Below are 16,988 nucleotides of genomic sequence, written 5' to 3'. Positions count from 1 at the left end.
GTTATTATTTTGCTGGTTCATGCTCCTTGGACGGGCGAAATCGTAAGCTTAATGCCTGGATCTGCCGCATGATGAACCCATCATCGCGCAGATAAAAGAAAAGATTGTGGCACCAGAACCTCGATGTGGTTGCTTTGGGAAAAAGATATGCAAAAGAGCAAGCCAGCTTGGTCATGATGTTGAAAAAAACATTTCTCTTTATAATATCTCTGGACGCTGCGAGGGCTTGAAGTACAGGAAGGTCCAACCGTGGGGTAAGTCCTCCGACCAATGCCCGCTGGTAGGTGTCCAAAAATTCGTCCTTTCTGTGTTGATTGTGCCAAAAGGCCCCCCAGAAGTTCGAGATAGCCGGCGCAACTTGTTCAACGTGTGGCACCGGATGAATGTGGTGTATGGCGGGCACGCTGCTCTTGATCTGTTCCAAAAAGGAAAACCAGCCTTGGCCCGTGTGAACCCTCTCGATGGCCGCGGCAAGCTTCGATCCTTTTTTGACCCGCTCGTCTGGACTTTCAACAAATGCCTCAATTTGCTTTAGATACTCATCCAGGTCCCGCGGTTTCGGGAGTCCCTCCAGGGCTAAACCATCGCTGGTGAAAGGTGGAGGGCAGGTGCCTGGAGCCAGAACGCAGGGAATGCCCTGCGCCCCTGCTTCCAAGAGTGCCGTTGTCGACCCGAAGGGGAATCCTTCGATATAGATGTCGGCGGCATCATGGTAAATCCGCAAAGATGCATGTCTGCCAACCGCCTGCAAACGACCACCCACTTGCTTGCTCGCCGCACTCCACGCTACATTTTCATCAACGCCAACTGCAAATAAGAAGACATCAGGCCGGTCTTTTAAGATTCTTTTGGCAATATGCAAAAAGTCAATATTTCTGATTGGCGTGAACTTGTATGTGTCTCCCGACGTCAGGATGACCGTCGTGTCATCGGGTATGCCTAGCTTTTTCTTAGCCGAATTTCTTTTTTGGTCTCTTTCTGTTCGTGGCTTGCCTGGTTTGGAATAATCTAGGGGGATCGGAAGGGTCCGTGATCTTTCTTGCGCTACGCCGCGATAGCGAACCGTCCACTCATTCTCAAGATGCGAACCTCTGCAGTTGAGGACGAAGTCCGAAATTGCGACCCCAACCCAAAACTTGTGTGCTCCATGGTTGATAAACCACACCGGGGGGACCTGTGTCACTCCGAAGGCGACGGTGGCAATTACATCCTGAGGATGAACGTGAAGGATCACAATGTCAGCTCCCTCTTGTGCCAAGCGTCTCAAAGACAGGGCCCGTGACGTCAACGCTGCAGCCGGATTTAGCTGGATAACGTCTCCATCGGTTTTCGCTACGGCACCAGCCAAGGAGAACGGCACCGGGGCTTTCTGTTCCAGCGTGACAACACTGTGCCTCGCGGAATGATCCAGCTCAATCCACCTACGCATCATTGCAGTGTGTCCCCCAGAAGGGAGAGCGTAAGTTACGACATGCAGTAATCGCTTTTTTGTCGGGTGCTTCTGCGTGGTAGCCGCGGTTTCGAATGGGGCTGTCGTCAGCTGTGATGCGATGTTCAGTAGGAGGGCTTCCAACTCAGGAGATGACAACGGGGTGCAATGGATTGCGGCGATGTCCGCCGCCAAGTTGCTCCAACGAAGCGCATTCTCGAGGTTTTTTTGGCATGTGCAGTGTTGGGCATTCCGAAGACACCACTCGAAGATTGCTTGGCGGTAAGTGAGGCGTCTTACGATAATTTCGTCGGAGGCTCCGTCGATGTCGTTTCTATAAAGCATCGCACCAACCTTCCTGAATCAAAGTATTTATCGTGTATCACTTCGTTGATCGCCGTGACCTCTGAAATTCACCGTGTATTCGCCAGATGATGCCAAAAAACGGGCATACCGGATTCCCTTGCTGACGACCATTGTGAAATCAACCGGATGGGATTGTCGGGAAATTTGGACATCTGCCCATGCCTTATCAACCGGTACCATCACCGTCAGTCCTTCCGACCCCGGTGCCGCGTAAATCTTAACCCCCAATCCGTTCGCTCCTTTTCGGGTCAAGTGGATGGTTGATCCGTCCTTGCCTTGTAGCCATCGCAGCATCTGCCGCGCCGACACCACTGGTACGTTATGTGCCTGTGCCGACTTGATGACCGCATTTGCCACGTCCGAATGTTCTCGATCAGTATGCGCGTTGACAGCGAAAACTCCGTAGAAACCATCCTTGCCCGTTGCGGCGTCCAGTAACCGGTCGACCGTATAGGGGTAAGTTTGTCCTGATTCGTCAGTCATCTGTGTAGGAACCTGAAAAACATCGATCGTTCGCCCGGAGTTATCGGCGAACCGCATGGGAATGCCCGAGCCCGTAAAGAACCCAGCTCTGTTTCGGACCCAGGGTGCCGGCCAGTAGTAATAGCTAGTATCCAGATGTATTCCGTGCTCCTGCTCAACCAGCGGCAATGTGGCGTAATCGCTCCAGGCGATGCAATGAATTCTCATCGTCGAAGGTGAACCAATCCTCTGGAATTGCTTCCGCCACAGGGTGAGCTGATCATCAAAAAACGCAGTTAAAGAAGTTGGCGTCCAGTCGACACACCCTGTATTGACATGAAGCGCAATTTCGAACCCCGCGTTTTCGAAATTCATCGCTTCGGCTTCCGTCAGTGGCGTATCGGTATATGTGTAAGACGTTCCTCTAATACACTCCCACTTTTCTACGGAACAGCCGAAAGGACTGTTGGCAAGGAAGGTGTCGAATCTGCCCACCGTGCCGCCATGCCCATGATCGTCACCAGTCATTACGATTGCCGCCGGTACACCTCTTGGCAGGTACCAGAAATGAGGCAATGGCGTCTTCGCCAGGCTCAGGAGAGTTATCAGGTTTGTCAGCAGCCGTTGTTGCTCGTCCGCTTGCGGAATCGAGATCTTTTCTTGGTTAATCCAATCCGGCTGTGGATCGCTCCTTGATGCTCCAAAAAAAAGGTCATTTGAACGGATCGGACGTCTGCCGTCCCTTGGCTGTCCTGACCATTCCGGGTTTCCTTGACGAGTGAGTACTACAGACTTTGCAAGATCGAAAGCAAAGGCAGCAACGTGGCCTCCGTTGGTTCCGGCGCTCCGAACGGTGGCTGCCGGATAGAAGCCGGGTTTGTAAGAGGAACTCTGAAGGGTAGCGATTTGGGAACCTTCTCTGAGGTTATAGAGATCCGCAGCACCGTGGAACTGAATTGACTCCGTCACTAACCCTTGGCCGGGTGGTAGGTCGGTATTAATCTGAATGTAACCATTTGAAATGGTGTAGCTCAGGTCTGAGAGTCCAAACCAGGACGCAAGTTTCCTTTGCGGTCGCATTGCAATCAGGTTCCCGCCTGACTGTACCCATTCCTTCAATAATGTTAATTGAGGGGGTGCCAGGTGGATTTCCGGCAAGATAACAAAATCTACTCCGACAAGTCGATCCGCCGTTAATGATAATACATCACAGGTGCTGAATTCATTGAGTCCCTCGGCTTTCAGTATTTCCACATAGTACGTGCTGTAGTGATTAGATTCAGAGGTGATGACCAGTATTGTGTTTGCGGCCGGTCCTGAGTCTGAATCTGCCGAAGCGAGAGTAGTGACGTAATGGGATGTTGCCACTGCGCCGGGAGCCATTCCTCTATCGCACCAGAGATATCGGGAGGCCACTAGGACGGCAACAACAGAAACAGCCAACTGATACCATTTCATTTTTTATATATGCGGCGGTAGCCGTTTTATGACTCTTGCCGGATTGCCCGCTGCTATGACACCGGCGTCGATGTCGGAAATGACGTTTGATCCCAATCCCACAAGGGATCCAGCACCGATAGTAACCTTTTCTTTTATCTTTGTTCCTGAACCGACATAGCAATTGGCTCCAATAGAGACACCCCCTGATATCGAAATATTAGATCCAATGCAGCAGTATTCATTCACGATGCTGTCGTGGGAAATTACCGTATTGGGAAGAATTATGCAGTGGTTGCCAATAGTCACGCCGCAGCTTACGACAACATTGGACATGATCAGGGTGTTGATGCCAATATTGGCATCTGCGGCACGGCATGCGCTCGGATGCATAACCGTAGCAAAGCGTGATGCTGGTAGGTTCAGGCTGTCAATAAGCCCCTTTCGTTGGTTGAAACTTTCAGGACTTCCCGGTACTGCCAAGACAAAGGTTTCGGGCATTTGGACCAAGATTTCCCTTCCCCCGACTACTTTGACGCCGCAGCAGCTCATTCCGTGGGTAGATGGTGCGTCATCAATGAAGCCGATGAGCTCCCAACTCGGCTCCCGGCGATTGGCTTCCATGACCGCGGCTAGAGATTCCCGAGCGTTTCCACTGAACGGGAATAGGAGGAGTTTTTTAACCGGCATTGGCTATCTCCTTGGTGACTTCTACGACTTGCGCTGGTTCTAGCCCGTTAAACATCGGCAAGAGAACAACGCGATCCCGAGCCGTCTCTGACACGGGAAAGGTCTCTTGTGCTGAATAAGCTGGTTCCTGATGCGCGTTCATAATCCCGCGTCGGGTAGAAATCCCCACAGTAAGAAGCTTTTGCATCAGTTGGATCTGGGACACCGGGGCGTCATCGCGGAGTCTCACCGGAAAGCTCTGCCAGTTGGTCTTTGCGAAATTTGACTCCCGAGGGAGTGCCAGCCACGGTATGTTGCTCAATTCCGCCAGGTATATCTTGGCTAGTTCCCTCCGTTCTCGTATAAATCCCGGCAACTTTTTCAGCTGTTCAATCCCGATCGCAGCCTGTAGGTCCGTCATACGAAAGTTAAAGCCTGTGGTGGCGTACTGTTCGAAAATGATGGCGTTGGATGTGTGTCGCTCCGTATCAGTAACAGTCATGCCATGCTGGCGGAGCAAGCGCAACTTAGCGTCGTACTGCTCGTTCCTTGTTGTGATCATCCCGCCATCCCCTGTAGTAAGAACCTTGCGTGGATGGAAGGAGAAGCAGGCGAGGTCGCCATGGGGTCGCCCGATGCGTTGCCATGTGTCCTCCGCCAAGAATTCGCTTCCTGCGGCACAGGCGGCGTCTTCAACCACAGCCACCCCATACCTGCGCGCGATGGGAAGAATCTGTCCGAGATCGCACGGCATCCCCATTTGGTGTACGGGCACAATCGCTGCGACACGACCGATCTCGTTTAAGCCGGGACGTTGTGAACGCTTCAGCATGGTACACAAGGGGGATTCTTCACCTACTATTCGTTCCACGTCTTTGAGATAAAGCTCTCCTTCCCTTAATTCGCATTGTTCAGTGAGCACCTTTTCCAGCGCTGCCGGTGACATATTGTAACTTTCGAGATCGATATCGACGAAGACGGGTTCAGCAAAACAATGTCGTATAGCATTAGCGGTTGCGATAAATGAATGACTCACCGTAATGACTACATCTCCTGGCCGAACTCCAGCCACTAAAAGGGAAAGATGCAGGGCTGTAGTGCAACTGGATACGGCACAGGCATAAGGAGTCCCGACGAAACTCGCAAATGCCATCTCAAAGGCCTTCACTTGGGGACCTTGGGTCAACCAGCCAGACCGTATCACCGTTGCAGCTGCTTCTTGCTCTTGGGGGCCCAGAAACGGTTTTGCGATGGGGATCATGGGGCACCTCCATCTATGGCACAGGGACGTGAGCATCTTCACGGGCGACGGTCTCTGCTTCTGTTTGGACCATCTTTGCTGATTGGCGCCAGACAACCAGTTGCTTCAGCCCTTCTTCAAGCTCCACCTTTGCCTTAAAGCCGAGCACCCGTTCCGCCTTTTCGACATCGGCGAGTCGTCGTGGGACTGGATTCACTGAACGTTCAGGCAAAAAGGCGGGTTTGAGATTGGAGCCGGTTGCCCGTAATAAGACATTCAGTAGTTCCAAAAGCGACGTTTCGGTACCGCTTGCGATGTTGAACACTTCATCAGTCACGCCCGATTGCATAGCCAGAATGTTCGCATCGGTTACATCTGCTATGTTCACCAGGTCCATCGTCTGGGATCCAGTTCCGAAAATCATAGGTGGTTCTCCCTGCTCGATTCGATCCATCCAACGCACCAGCACTTCGGTGTATTTACCGTGCATGTCCATCCTTGGGCCGTAGACATTGAAATAGCGGAGAGCAACGTAGTTGATGCCGTACATCTCAGCAAAGGCTCGAGCCATGCCTTCGCCAGCGATTTTAGCCGCACCGTAATAAGTGCGGTTGTTGTAGGGGGGATGCGTCTCGCTGGTAGGAAAACTATCCGCCAGTCCGTAGATCGAGGCAGAGGAGGCATAGAGAAGCCTCCCCACCTGTTTCTCCACAATCACCTGTAGGACGTTATGCAACCCCAAGAGCATTACCTCCATCGCTTCACGCGGGTCGGCAGCACATGCTGTAATCCTCAGGGCCGCCATATGAAATACTCCGTTAATTCCAGTTGCCACATCCCGCATCAGGTCCAGGCTCCGGATATCGCCGTTGACGAAAGTAACCCGGGGATCTGGCAGCAGGTGTTTGATGTTGTCCATGCTTCCGCGGACCATATTGTCCAGCAGGATTATTTTCCGTGCTCCAGCCGCCACCAATCTTTCCGCAATATGTGAACCCATCAGGCCGGCACCGCCGGTTATGAGAAATGCGTTCCCTTTAATGTCCACGACTGTCTCCTTGTCAGTAATGACGGTTGCGTCGGCAGAGCACTTCGACGTGCTGCCGGTCAAGCGTTTAAAGGAGGGCAACTCAATCCGAGACCAGGGATGATTGCTCCATCATCGAAAGTATCCCCTCTTGAGGCCGATTGCCGCAGCAATCTTTTAAAACTTCGACAACGCGGTCCTGCTGCCTGGCTGTCAGTTCGGGGAACATAGGAAGCGAGAGCAGTGACGCAGCAGCTGCTTCTGTATTAGGTAGATTCCCTAACTTGTAGCCGAGGTCATAGTATGCCGGCTGTAGATGGACTGGTACGGGGTAATGAATCCCCGTCTGAATGCCACGTTCCGTTAACAGGCTCTGTACCTTTTCCCGCTGGGCAACTTGGATGGCGTAGATATGGTAAACGTGTCGGCTTGACGGTGTTTCGACTGGCAGCGTAAGATTCAGTCCATCCAGAAGTTTGTGATAACGAGCTGCATGTTTTCGACGAGCCTCGGTCCACTGCTCAAGATGGCGCAGTTTTACGCGCAGGATAGCCCCTTGGATCCCTTCCATTCGGTAGTTGTAGCCTTTCAATTCATGGTGGTACTTTGTCTTGGTTCCCCAGTCTCGAAACTTGCGGATCATTTCTGCAGCGCTTGCGTCGTTTGTTACGACCATGCCCCCTTCTCCGTATGCACCGAGGTTCTTCCCTGGATAGAAACTGAAGCAGCCGAAGGTGCCGATGCTTCCGACGCGCCGACCTTTGTATTCGGCTCCGTGTGCTTGACATGCATCCTCGATAATTACGAGGTTGTGGCGCTTACCGATCTCCAGGATCGGGTCCATGTCCGCTGGGTGGCCGTGCAGGTGTACTGGGATGATCGCTTTGGTTTTTCTCGTCAGTGCTTTTTCGATTGCCGACGGATCGATGGTGAGAGTCAATGGATTTACATCCACGAGTACCGGTCGCGCCCCGCTGTAAATGATTGCCGCAACCGTGGCCACAAAGGTGCATGAAACAGTGATTACTTCGTCTCCCGGGCCGACTCCGGCTGCAAGGAGGGCCAAGTGCAGGGAACTTGTGCCTGAATTCACCCCGATTCCATGCTCTGCTCCCTGATATGTAGCGAATTCCTTCTCGAAGGCGGCAACCTCATCTCCTAAGATGTAGCAGCCTTTTTCGAGAACATTCCTGACTGCCGGAAATACTTCTGCTTCAATCGCCCGGTACTGAGCTTTAAGATCCAGAAAAGGGACGGTTTCATTGCCGTCGTCTCTACGTGGTTCCTCGGGGTGAAGGAAACGCACCACCTTAGCGGGTATGCCCGCAACGATGGCGTCGGCAGGGACGTCCCGGGTTACGACGCTTCCGGCGCCGACTTGGGCATTTTCCCCGATGGTGACACCGCATAAGATGGTTGAACTTGTTCCGATCGAAGCACCCTTCTTAACTAAGGTAGGGACGCATTGCCAATCTGCCTCGGTCTGTAGCTTCCCGTTGGCGGTAGCGCGGGGGTACTTGTCATTGATAAAAGACACGTTGTGCCCGACGAAAACGTCGTCCTCTATGGTGACTCCTTCGCATATAAAACTGTGACTTGAGATTTTTACGTTTTTTCCGACCCGCGCGTTCTTTTGAATTTCTACAAATGCACCTATCCTGGTGTTGTCACCAATCTCGCACTCATACAAATTGACGAAATCAGCGAGTCGGGTATTTTGCCCAAGGTTCACGTTCTTTATATTCTGAAGACGTTCGTTCATAGCTTGATCTCCTTTCCCCGGTGCTTGATCGACATCTCCGATGCCTCAAGAATTCTGACGACGTTCAGGCCGCTTCGGCCGTCCGAAAGAGGGCATTTCCCATCTTGAATGCACTGCACGAACTCGGTTGCCATATGCTGTAAAGCCTCAGTAGTATCGAGTTTAGGTGCCCACATGTCACCGAGGCGATACGAGACCCGCAGGTCATGTGAGTTTTCCTGCGGTGTCACTTCCACGCCGCGGTCGTATATTTTGACCTTGTCGCTTGCCTGCATGTCATCGTAATGGATGGTCTTTTTGCTACCGCCAAAAAGCATCGATCTGATTTTTACTGGTGAGAGCCAGTTGTTGTGGAAATGAGCGATGAGACCGCTGTCATAATAAACGGTGAGGTAGGCCACATTCTCCAGACCGTTCCCTACATGGCATGCCCCGTTGGCGCAGACACTCACCGGTGTTTCCCGTACCAGGTGCTCGACGATGGCAATGTCATGCGGAGCCAAATCCCACAGGACGTTGACGTCACTTTGGACGAGGCCAAGATTGATACGGACAGAATCGATGAAGTAGAGTTCTCCGACATCTCCGCTGGTGACAATTTCCTTGATCTTCCGAACCGCACCCGTATATATGAAGGTATGGTCGACCATGAAGGTGAGGTTGTGTTTTTCTGCAAGAGCGACGAGTTTCTCAGCATCTGCCACCGAAGTCGTTAGCGGTTTTTCCACGAGGACGTTTTTCCCACCTTCAAGAGCCTTTTTGGCAATCTCGTAATGGGTTCGTACCGGAGTTGAAATGACGACGGCGTCGATGGAGGGATCATTCAACACCTCTTGGTACGATTGGGTGGTTTTTAAGAAGGGATAACGTACAGCGGCTTCGGCCAATCGAGAGGCATTGGTGTCACAACAGTAACGTACGCAGGCTCCTGCTGTTTCGGTCAGGTTTCTGATAAGATTGGGACCCCAGTAGCCATATCCGATGACGGCGAGGTTGATCATGGCACTATCCTCCTGTGGTACCGGTAGCAGATTTCGAAGAACCTGTTGTTCGCATGAACCATTCTCCTGGTTCATGGTAAACGCCAAAATGCGCATCTAGAAGTTCGTGCTTCACATGGAAACTCTTACCAACATGTGCACAATAAAGACGTTCAAAACTAGAGTCTCGTACTAAGACATAAATTTTGTAAGAGTCGGAAACGAGCTTTAATGGAGGCGTCAATAATTCTAATGCGTTGTTCGTCTGGAGCACAGGCAGATGGAACCCATCCATGGTGGTGTTGTAATTGCAGCAGGAAATTTCATCCGATCTAATGAACGAAACAAGGAAGTTTGCATTGTCGACTTTGTTCCTGACATCGAACGTCAACCGCACTCTCATTCGTTCACCGTGGTTAAATAGGTTTTTCTGCTGTCCGCTTTCATCCATTATTTCAATATTGGTTATATATATGGCCCATTCAGAAGGATCTCCACCAATGGCGTCTCGGGCCCAAGAGAGCTCGCTGACGGCTGTTTCTCCTTCGTAAACCTTTATGGCGTCGGCCGGCTCCCCATCGAAAATTATTCTGCCGCCCGACAGAACCAAAACGCGATTGCACATTGTCTTGACGGCAAACATGTTGTGGGAAACGAAAAGGATTGTTGAATTGCTCTTTCGCAAAGTTTCTGCGTACCTCATACATTTTCTTTGAAACTGGAGGTCTCCGACAGAGAGAACTTCGTCAATCATCAGAATTTCCGGACGCAAGTGTGCCGATACTGCGAATGCCAGGCGGACGTACATGCCGCTGGAATACCTTTTGACCGGCATATCAACGAATTTCGATATTTCCGCAAAATCTACTATTGCGTCAAAGAGTCGGTTTATCTCCTGCTTTGGCATTCCTATTATCGCGCCATTGAGGTAAATATTTTCTCTTCCGGTAAGCTCCGGATGAAATCCGGTCCCAACCTCAAGAAGGGAACCCACCCTCCCGTAAATTTCCGCTCTTCCCATCGTCGGCTCCACTATTTGCGACAGGATCTTTAATAGCGTACTTTTCCCGGCGCCATTTTGCCCTATGATCCCGATGACTTCTCCTTGAGGAATCTCAAAAGAAACATCGCGCAAGGCCCAAAAGTCCTTCTTCGTCGCTCTCGGAAAATTCGCAGGATGGAGCAACCGCTGAAGCCCTGATGCTATCTGATCACGAAGGGTGTCCTGACGATAAAGGCCTGATAGGCAAAACCTTTTGGATAGATTTTCCGCACGTATCGCTAGATTCATAAAGGTGTTGTTCCCCTTTAGATATGTACAATTCGGGTTCAAATTATGTCGGCGAACGTTCTTTCGGTGTACTTAAAGAAAACAACTCCGCCCACAAGGGTAAGAGAGACAACACCGAGACTGATACCGAGAGCCGCGAAATCGGGGCGCTGGCTTCCCATTATCGCCCAACGAAAACCTTCGATAGCACCGACCATCGGGTTGAGACTGTAAAGGAGGCGCCATTTTTCCGGCACCAGCGTTGCTGGATAAGCAACGGGAGATGCGTACATCCAGGCCTGAATCAAGAATGGAATGACGTATCCTACATCCCGATACTTGACGTTAAGCGTAGTCAACCAGAGGCCGACGGCTAAAGCTGACAGGAAAGACTGGGCCACGAACAGCGGTAGGAACAGCATCCCCCACGTCGGTATCACGTGGTACCAAAGCATAAGGCCTATTAATACAAGGAACGAGAAAAACAGATCGACTAGAGGAGCCGTCGACGCCGCCAGAGGGATTAGGAGGCGTGGAAAGTAGACCTTGGTGATTAAATTCGCATTGCCTACTAAGCTACTTCCGCTGCGAAGCAGGGCTTGTGAGAAAAAGTTCCAGGGAAGCAACGCCGCAAAGGCAAATACCGGATACGGTTTTCCGTCCGATGGGATTTTGGCGAGTTTCCCGAAGATGACCGTGAATATCAGCATCGTTAGAACGGGTTGTAGGATTGCCCAACTCGCTCCGACCGCAGTCTGCTTATAGCGGACCAGAACATCTCGCCATACGAGAAAATAAAGAAGCTCCCGATACTGCCAGAGGGATTTCAATCCCAAACCAAACAATCTCTTCTGAGGTTGGATCAAGGTTGGGATTCGATTTGAGTTTGGTTCGGCTATCCGGTGCATGTTCTCTCCTGCCTTGGAACCTGCCGCGCACCGGCAGGTTGGGGACTAAAAGATCTTCATCTTTAGAAAATTCTTGATGAACTCCAGAGCCTTTCCATCCCCAGTCTTGACGTCAGATACATCCTTTTCCGTTCCGGATCGATCTTGTTTAGTATTGGCGCCAGTGGATATAGGAGGCGTCGTTTCCTGTTTGATTTCGGGGGCTGGCGTTGAAAAACTGCGGAGGTCGGTGATACCCGTTATTTTATCAAGATCGGTATTGCCGGTTCTCACTGCGACCTCAGCCTCATTGGTCGGAAGATTGGGATCATTATTGCCCCAAAAGTGCTTCTCAAAATTCAAATCCGTCACGATATCTTCAACCATGCCTCGTCCGACCACTTTTGTGCCTTCTGCATAAGCTGAGAGCAAAAGAAAATCGCAGAGAATATTGATGAGCCTTGGAATTCCCCTGCTGGAATTAAAGATGACGTCGACTCCCTCATCCCGAAAATGGACCGCGTTGCGGTTGCCCGCTACTTCGAGTCGGTGCTGAATGTATTCACCTGTTTCGCCTCTCGACAGTGGGTCAATATGACAGTTGATGCTGATTCTCTGACGAAGTTGTATCAACTGGGGCAAAGCCAGGGTCTGCCTTAGTTCTGGCTGGCCGACGAGGATTATTTGGAGCAACTTTGCATTGTCTGTCTCTAAATTCGAAAGCATCCTGACCTCTTCGAGGAGTTCGGGCGTCAGGTTCTGGGCCTCGTCGATTATCAGGACCGGCTTCCGCCCGATGCGGAATTGCTGGATAAGAAAGCTGTTCAATGATCTGAGCAGGCTGATTTTGTCCAAGTCTTTTATCGGCAATCCGAAATCATCATTAATCATTGCGATTAGCTGAGTGGAATCCACCCGGGTGTTGAACACCTTTGAGAGTATGATCTTTTCTAAATGTCTGTTGATTAGGTTTCTGATTACTGTTGTTTTTCCCGAACCAACTTCTCCAGTCAATAATATGAAACCAATTCTTTCGCTGATACCGTAGTCCAAGTAAGAGAGGATCCTTTTATGTGACCGGCTCATAAAAAGGAACTCTGGGTTAGGAAGCAGTTCAAATGGTTTCATCTTAAGATTGAAGAATGCTTCGTACATAATGCCCCCAAGCGATGCCGCTGCTAACCGCAACCGTCATAGCGAAAGGTTGACGAATAAGCATCAACGGCCGCTTGATTGTATACGACACCCAAAATGCTTGCACCCTTGAGACAATCGAGCGTTTCCAAAACCTTTTGCAGTGACACAGACCCTTCCTTTATTACCAGGACAATACCGTCGATCAGAGCAATCATCGATCTCGTTTCCGCAAACGGCAAAACCGGTGCGGTGTCGACGATAACGTAACGGTCAGGGTAACGGTGCTTGACCTCATGGAAAAACTCTCTGATCTTTTTTGATGAGAAAAGCTCCGCAGGGGATGTTACCGGTCGCCCCGCTGGAAGGAGTGAGAGTTTTCCTATGTCCGTTCGTATCAGTACGTCTCTTAGCGGTACCCCTTCTAGGAGACACTCTGAAAGACCGAGGCAGTCTGATATTCCCAGGTACCTGTGAAGAGAAGGTTTCCTGAGGTCGGCATCGACTAGCAAAACGGTATGGTCGTACTCTTGTGCGAGGGTTACCGCCAGGTTCAGTGCCGTTAAGCTTTTTCCTTCATTTGCAACAGAGCTGGTAATCATCAACATGTTTTTCAACGGGTCCGTCTTGGTGAGCTTCACGATGCTGGATTTCAACTTCCGATATTCTTCAGCCATCGGCGAGGAGGGCTCTTTCAAGGCCACAACGAGCCGATCTGTGACGGAGACAGAACGTAGGATCGGGATTGGTTGGAATTCTGAAGTCTGCCTCCCACCTTCCATTTTAAACCGAGCGGCCTTTTCCAACGCTTCTTCCAACGTGGAACGGTGCCGCTGTTCCAACTTCTCGTTTTCTGTCGGAGACGAGGTGCCGGGTTGGCTAACCCGGTTGCGAAGTTCCGCGGCTTTGCCCAAAGCTTCTTCTATCCTGCTCATGTTTGGCGTCCTCTAGATCGATCGACACGGTGTGACACAACAGGCAAAGGCGGAGGATGAACTGGGCCCTATTGCATGATTCTGAACAAGGCGGTCAGACCAGGATAAAACGTCGCCAGCAGCATCAGCAGATAGCCGCTGCTTGCGGTGAAAAAGAAGACGTCTCTTTTCCGGCTTGCCTGCTCCTGGCTGGGATCACTAACTTTTTGAACGATAGCGAGTACCGGAATTCCTAACGCGCGGAACGCCTCGGGACTGCGCACCGACGTGTCGAAATAGTCCAGGAAAAGGATCAAGGCCAAACCCGCGAGCACCCCCCCCACAAATCCCAAAAGCAGGATCTTGTCGGGTTTGGGACTGAAAGGTTTGGAGGGGACCACTGCGGGGTCCACAATCCGAAAAGTCACTGCTTTGGCTTGCACTTCGCTTTGTCGGGATACTTCCGACTGCTCATACCGCGTCACGAACTGCTCGTAGAGGTTCTTCTGAGCGTTTCTTGAGCGTTCCAACTCATCAAGAGCAGTTAATATTTCCGGCAGCCCTTTTTGCAGTGTCTTCTTCGTCAAAATTGATTGCCGATACGATCGTTCCATTTCATCGAGCCCCCTGATTTCCGCCAGGAGCCTCGCTTCCTCCGATGAGTCAGCCTGGGCGACCATCCGTGGCCCCCGTTGCAACTGCTGCTTTACAGTGGCCATTTCCTCTCTGAGTGCGACTACCTCTGGATAGCTGTCGGTAAACCGGCTCGTCATTTCTACAAGTTTCCGTTGCAACTCATACAGCTTTGCCTGCAATGGGTCCTCTGTTTTGCGTACCAGGAGACGCATTGCCTCGAGCTGATTGCGTTTGAGAGAGATCTCTTCCACGCTTTGCTGCAGCCGGTCGATTTCCAACTGTAATTGCGCCGGTGTTTCCGCCAAGCTGGAGCCGTTTTCTTGCCTGAAGCGGTTCAACTGTGCCTCTGCGGCATCAAGCTTCGTCTTATAGATCCCGATCTGGTCGGCAAGAAAGGTCGTTGCGCCCTTGGTATCCTCCCGCTGCAGGCTGAGGTATTCCCGTACGTACCTTTTGATGAGCGTGTTCACGTAGTTTTGAGCCAAATTAGGATCGCTGTGGCGAAATGAAATGGTAAAGAGCCCATCGGCATCTTTGACGGCAATTGATGTCCGGTCCTGAAAATCCTTCGCCAGTACTTCTGGCCTTGACGTCTTCAGGCCGAGGTCGTCGATTACTTTCACGATAAGCCGCCTACTTTTCATGGTATAGCTGAGCACCTTCACGTTGCCGTCCACGTTGGCAGGTATGGCTAATCCTTTAACGATGTCGTTCAGGACCCCCTTTTCTATAAAGAGCGTCGAAGATGCCTGATATTGTTTAGGGAGAAACAGGTTCGCCAAGGTTGCAGCAGTCATTACCAAAAGAAAGGTTGTAACGAACAAATACCTTCGTCGCACGATGAGCTGAAGGTACTTCCAGTAATCCGGTACATCAGATTGAAAGGCCATGGTCTGCTCCAACTTCGCCAAAGACTGGACCCACTTCCGGTGATCTGGTAACTATCTGCTACCCCTACCAAGTACCACTACACCCATCGTCTCGATCATGATGGCCAGGTCGAGTACCATCGAAAGATTTTTGACGTAATAAAGGTCATAGCGGAGCTTCTCCACGGTGTCGCCAGCTGACGCGCCGTAGGGATACCGTACCTGCGCCCATCCAGTAACCCCCGGCTTCACCACATGCCGCTCCGAGTAATAAGGAATGATTTCCTTCAGTTTCTCTACGAACTCCTGTCTTTCCGGGCGGGGGCCAACCATGCTCATTTCCCCACGCAAGACGTTATACAACTGCGGTAGTTCGTCGATGCGGCACTTGCGCAATACTCTGCCTAGCCTGGTGACCCGAGGGTCATTTTCTTTAGCCCAAACAGCTCCGGTGCTGCTCTCTGCGTCAGCGCGCATGGTCCGGAATTTATATAAGGTGAAGAGCTTTTCTCCTTGGCCGACCCTTTTTTGGCGGAAAAATGCCGGACCTGGAGAGTCCATTTTTATGGCCAAGGCAACGAACGGGAGCAGCGGTACGGTCAGCACCAGGCCGAGAACCGAAGATGCCACATCAAGCAGGCGCTTGGTGACCCGGCGCCGTGGTGAGACCCGGAAACCGTCGGAAAAGATGAACCAACTCGGGGTGATTCTCTCCAGTAGGAGTTTTCCGGTCACCTGCTCGTAAAAAGTCGGAGCATCGACAACGTCGACCCCACGGACTTTGCAGGCCATGATTTCTCGCAGTGGGAGCATCCCCCTGCGCTCGGAAAGCGACACGACGATCTTGTCGCATTTTTCCGCCAGCGCGACCACCTGGAGTCCCTCGGTACTTGTGAGAATCCGTTCCGCGGGCACTCGGTCCGGTTCGTTGCCGCAGCGGAGGTATCCGGCCAGGACAAAGCTGCCTCCGGTTTTGTCGACCAGCTTTCCGAAACTGCTTGCTTCTGCACCCGCGCCCAAAATCAGGATCCGGTGTCCCAGGCCAGCCTGACGTAGAAAAGAATGGAACCCGGCGTAATAGATAAAACGGAACACGCCGGCTACGATCAGCGAAAAAAGAAGCACACCTCCGGCAAAGGTAAAAAAAATGGTCGGATAACAGAGCGCGCCGATGACCAAGGAGAGGATGCTGGAGAGGATAACTTTTGCCGCTATCCCCTTTACGCCCAAGTCCTGCCGCCTGTTGCTGGTCTCAACCAAAAACGAGCTGAAGACCAGGATGGTAAGAATCGCAACGGCCGTTACCGGTCCCAGTTCCATCAGGTCGTTCGTGGTCGGGTTCCGGCCTGCCATTACCCGGTATGTGGTTCCGAAAGCGAGCAGGACCGCCATCAGGTCTGCTGCGGCTATCAAAAATAGGCTTCGATATGCTGCCATGTGCTGCTCCTGTCAGGTGCCTGGGGCGAGGAACGTGCCCGCAATCCACGACAAGAATCTAGCTCAATATTTGAGAAAAACAATAAATGTAAATTAATCTTTGCGGCTGCAGGTAGGATCGGTTCGGGGCTTTGGCGATAAAGGTCTAAGGGATAGGGAGGGTTCGGGGATTTCCCCGGAAAGGGTGGGGGAGGTTAGAGGGAGACCGTCATGGTCCCTTCCGAAGGGATTAATTCACTAAAAAAGTGAATAGTCGGGAAGGTCTCGGAAACAGCTGGCGGCGCCTGGGAACTGAAACGGCCAACGTGGATGAGGAACTTGATGCCGAAAAGTTGGGCGGTGGCGAGATTGGTCTCGCTGTCTTCCCCAAGCAGGCACCGCTCGGGCGCGTACCAGCGTTGTCCGGTTAGGTTTTTGCTTTACGTCGCTTGTTTCTTAAGCGGGTGTTTCTTTTCGATCTCGCTTTGAC

The 16,988-nt window shown here is 51.6% G+C and carries 13 protein-coding genes; all 13 read right to left on the bottom strand.

Annotated elements, in window-relative coordinates:
• Positions 1 to 4 precede the first annotated feature (4 nt).
• Positions 5 to 1,624 (bottom strand): glycosyltransferase family 4 protein, encoded by a 1,620-nt coding sequence (locus JFN93_RS20485; RefSeq protein WP_199386008.1) that lies wholly within the window; start codon positions 1,622 to 1,624, stop codon positions 5 to 7.
• Between the two features lie 177 nt (positions 1,625 to 1,801).
• Positions 1,802 to 3,511, bottom strand: coding sequence for a type 1 glutamine amidotransferase family protein (locus JFN93_RS20480; RefSeq protein WP_199386007.1), 1,710 nt, complete (start codon positions 3,509 to 3,511; stop codon positions 1,802 to 1,804).
• Between the two features lie 207 nt (positions 3,512 to 3,718).
• Positions 3,719 to 4,384 carry a NeuD/PglB/VioB family sugar acetyltransferase gene (locus JFN93_RS20475; protein ID WP_199386006.1) on the bottom strand — a complete coding sequence of 222 codons (666 nt, stop codon included), beginning with the start codon at positions 4,382 to 4,384 and terminating at the stop codon, positions 3,719 to 3,721.
• Positions 4,374 to 5,624 carry a DegT/DnrJ/EryC1/StrS family aminotransferase gene (locus JFN93_RS20470; protein ID WP_199386005.1) on the bottom strand — a complete coding sequence of 417 codons (1,251 nt, stop codon included), beginning with the start codon at positions 5,622 to 5,624 and terminating at the stop codon, positions 4,374 to 4,376. Before JFN93_RS20470 ends, JFN93_RS20475 begins: the two co-directional genes overlap by 11 nt.
• A gap of 13 nt (positions 5,625 to 5,637) precedes the next feature.
• The gene (locus JFN93_RS20465) at positions 5,638 to 6,651 is read right to left on the bottom strand and encodes an NAD-dependent epimerase/dehydratase family protein (protein ID WP_199386004.1); all 1,014 of its coding nucleotides are present in this window, start codon (positions 6,649 to 6,651) and stop codon (positions 5,638 to 5,640) included.
• 82 nt (positions 6,652 to 6,733) lie between these two features.
• Complete coding sequence (locus JFN93_RS20460; RefSeq protein WP_328754489.1) at positions 6,734 to 8,392, bottom strand: DegT/DnrJ/EryC1/StrS family aminotransferase; 1,659 nt, start codon at positions 8,390 to 8,392, stop codon at positions 6,734 to 6,736.
• On the bottom strand, positions 8,389 to 9,393 hold the full coding sequence (locus JFN93_RS20450; RefSeq protein WP_199386003.1) for a Gfo/Idh/MocA family protein: 1,005 nt from the start codon (positions 9,391 to 9,393) through the stop codon (positions 8,389 to 8,391). Before JFN93_RS20450 ends, JFN93_RS20460 begins: the two co-directional genes overlap by 4 nt.
• 4 nt (positions 9,394 to 9,397) lie before the next feature.
• Positions 9,398 to 10,663 carry an ABC transporter ATP-binding protein gene (locus JFN93_RS20445; protein ID WP_199386002.1) on the bottom strand — a complete coding sequence of 422 codons (1,266 nt, stop codon included), beginning with the start codon at positions 10,661 to 10,663 and terminating at the stop codon, positions 9,398 to 9,400.
• Positions 10,664 to 10,701: 38 nt separating this feature from the next.
• Positions 10,702 to 11,550: an ABC transporter permease gene (locus tag JFN93_RS20440; protein WP_199386001.1), complete on the bottom strand. Its 849-nt coding sequence runs from the start codon at positions 11,548 to 11,550 to the stop codon at positions 10,702 to 10,704.
• Positions 11,551 to 11,595: 45 nt separating this feature from the next.
• Positions 11,596 to 12,684 (bottom strand): XrtA/PEP-CTERM system-associated ATPase, encoded by a 1,089-nt coding sequence (locus JFN93_RS20435; protein WP_199386000.1) that lies wholly within the window; start codon positions 12,682 to 12,684, stop codon positions 11,596 to 11,598.
• 23 nt (positions 12,685 to 12,707) lie between these two features.
• Positions 12,708 to 13,598: an XrtA-associated tyrosine autokinase gene (locus JFN93_RS20430; RefSeq protein ID WP_199385999.1), complete on the bottom strand. Its 891-nt coding sequence runs from the start codon at positions 13,596 to 13,598 to the stop codon at positions 12,708 to 12,710.
• Positions 13,599 to 13,666: 68 nt separating this feature from the next.
• Positions 13,667 to 15,103: an XrtA system polysaccharide chain length determinant gene (locus JFN93_RS20425; RefSeq protein ID WP_199385998.1), complete on the bottom strand. Its 1,437-nt coding sequence runs from the start codon at positions 15,101 to 15,103 to the stop codon at positions 13,667 to 13,669.
• A 51-nt stretch (positions 15,104 to 15,154) separates the two neighbouring features.
• Positions 15,155 to 16,519 (bottom strand): TIGR03013 family XrtA/PEP-CTERM system glycosyltransferase, encoded by a 1,365-nt coding sequence (locus tag JFN93_RS20420; RefSeq protein ID WP_236021855.1) that lies wholly within the window; start codon positions 16,517 to 16,519, stop codon positions 15,155 to 15,157.
• Positions 16,520 to 16,988 lie beyond the last annotated feature (469 nt).

Origin of the sequence: Geomesophilobacter sediminis (assembly GCF_016458275.1) — a bacterium.
Classification (GTDB): Bacteria; Desulfobacterota; Desulfuromonadia; order Geobacterales; family Geobacteraceae; genus Geomesophilobacter; species Geomesophilobacter sediminis.
The sequence above is the reverse complement of the archived record's forward strand: the minus strand, read 5'-3'. Positions and strand labels throughout refer to the sequence as shown.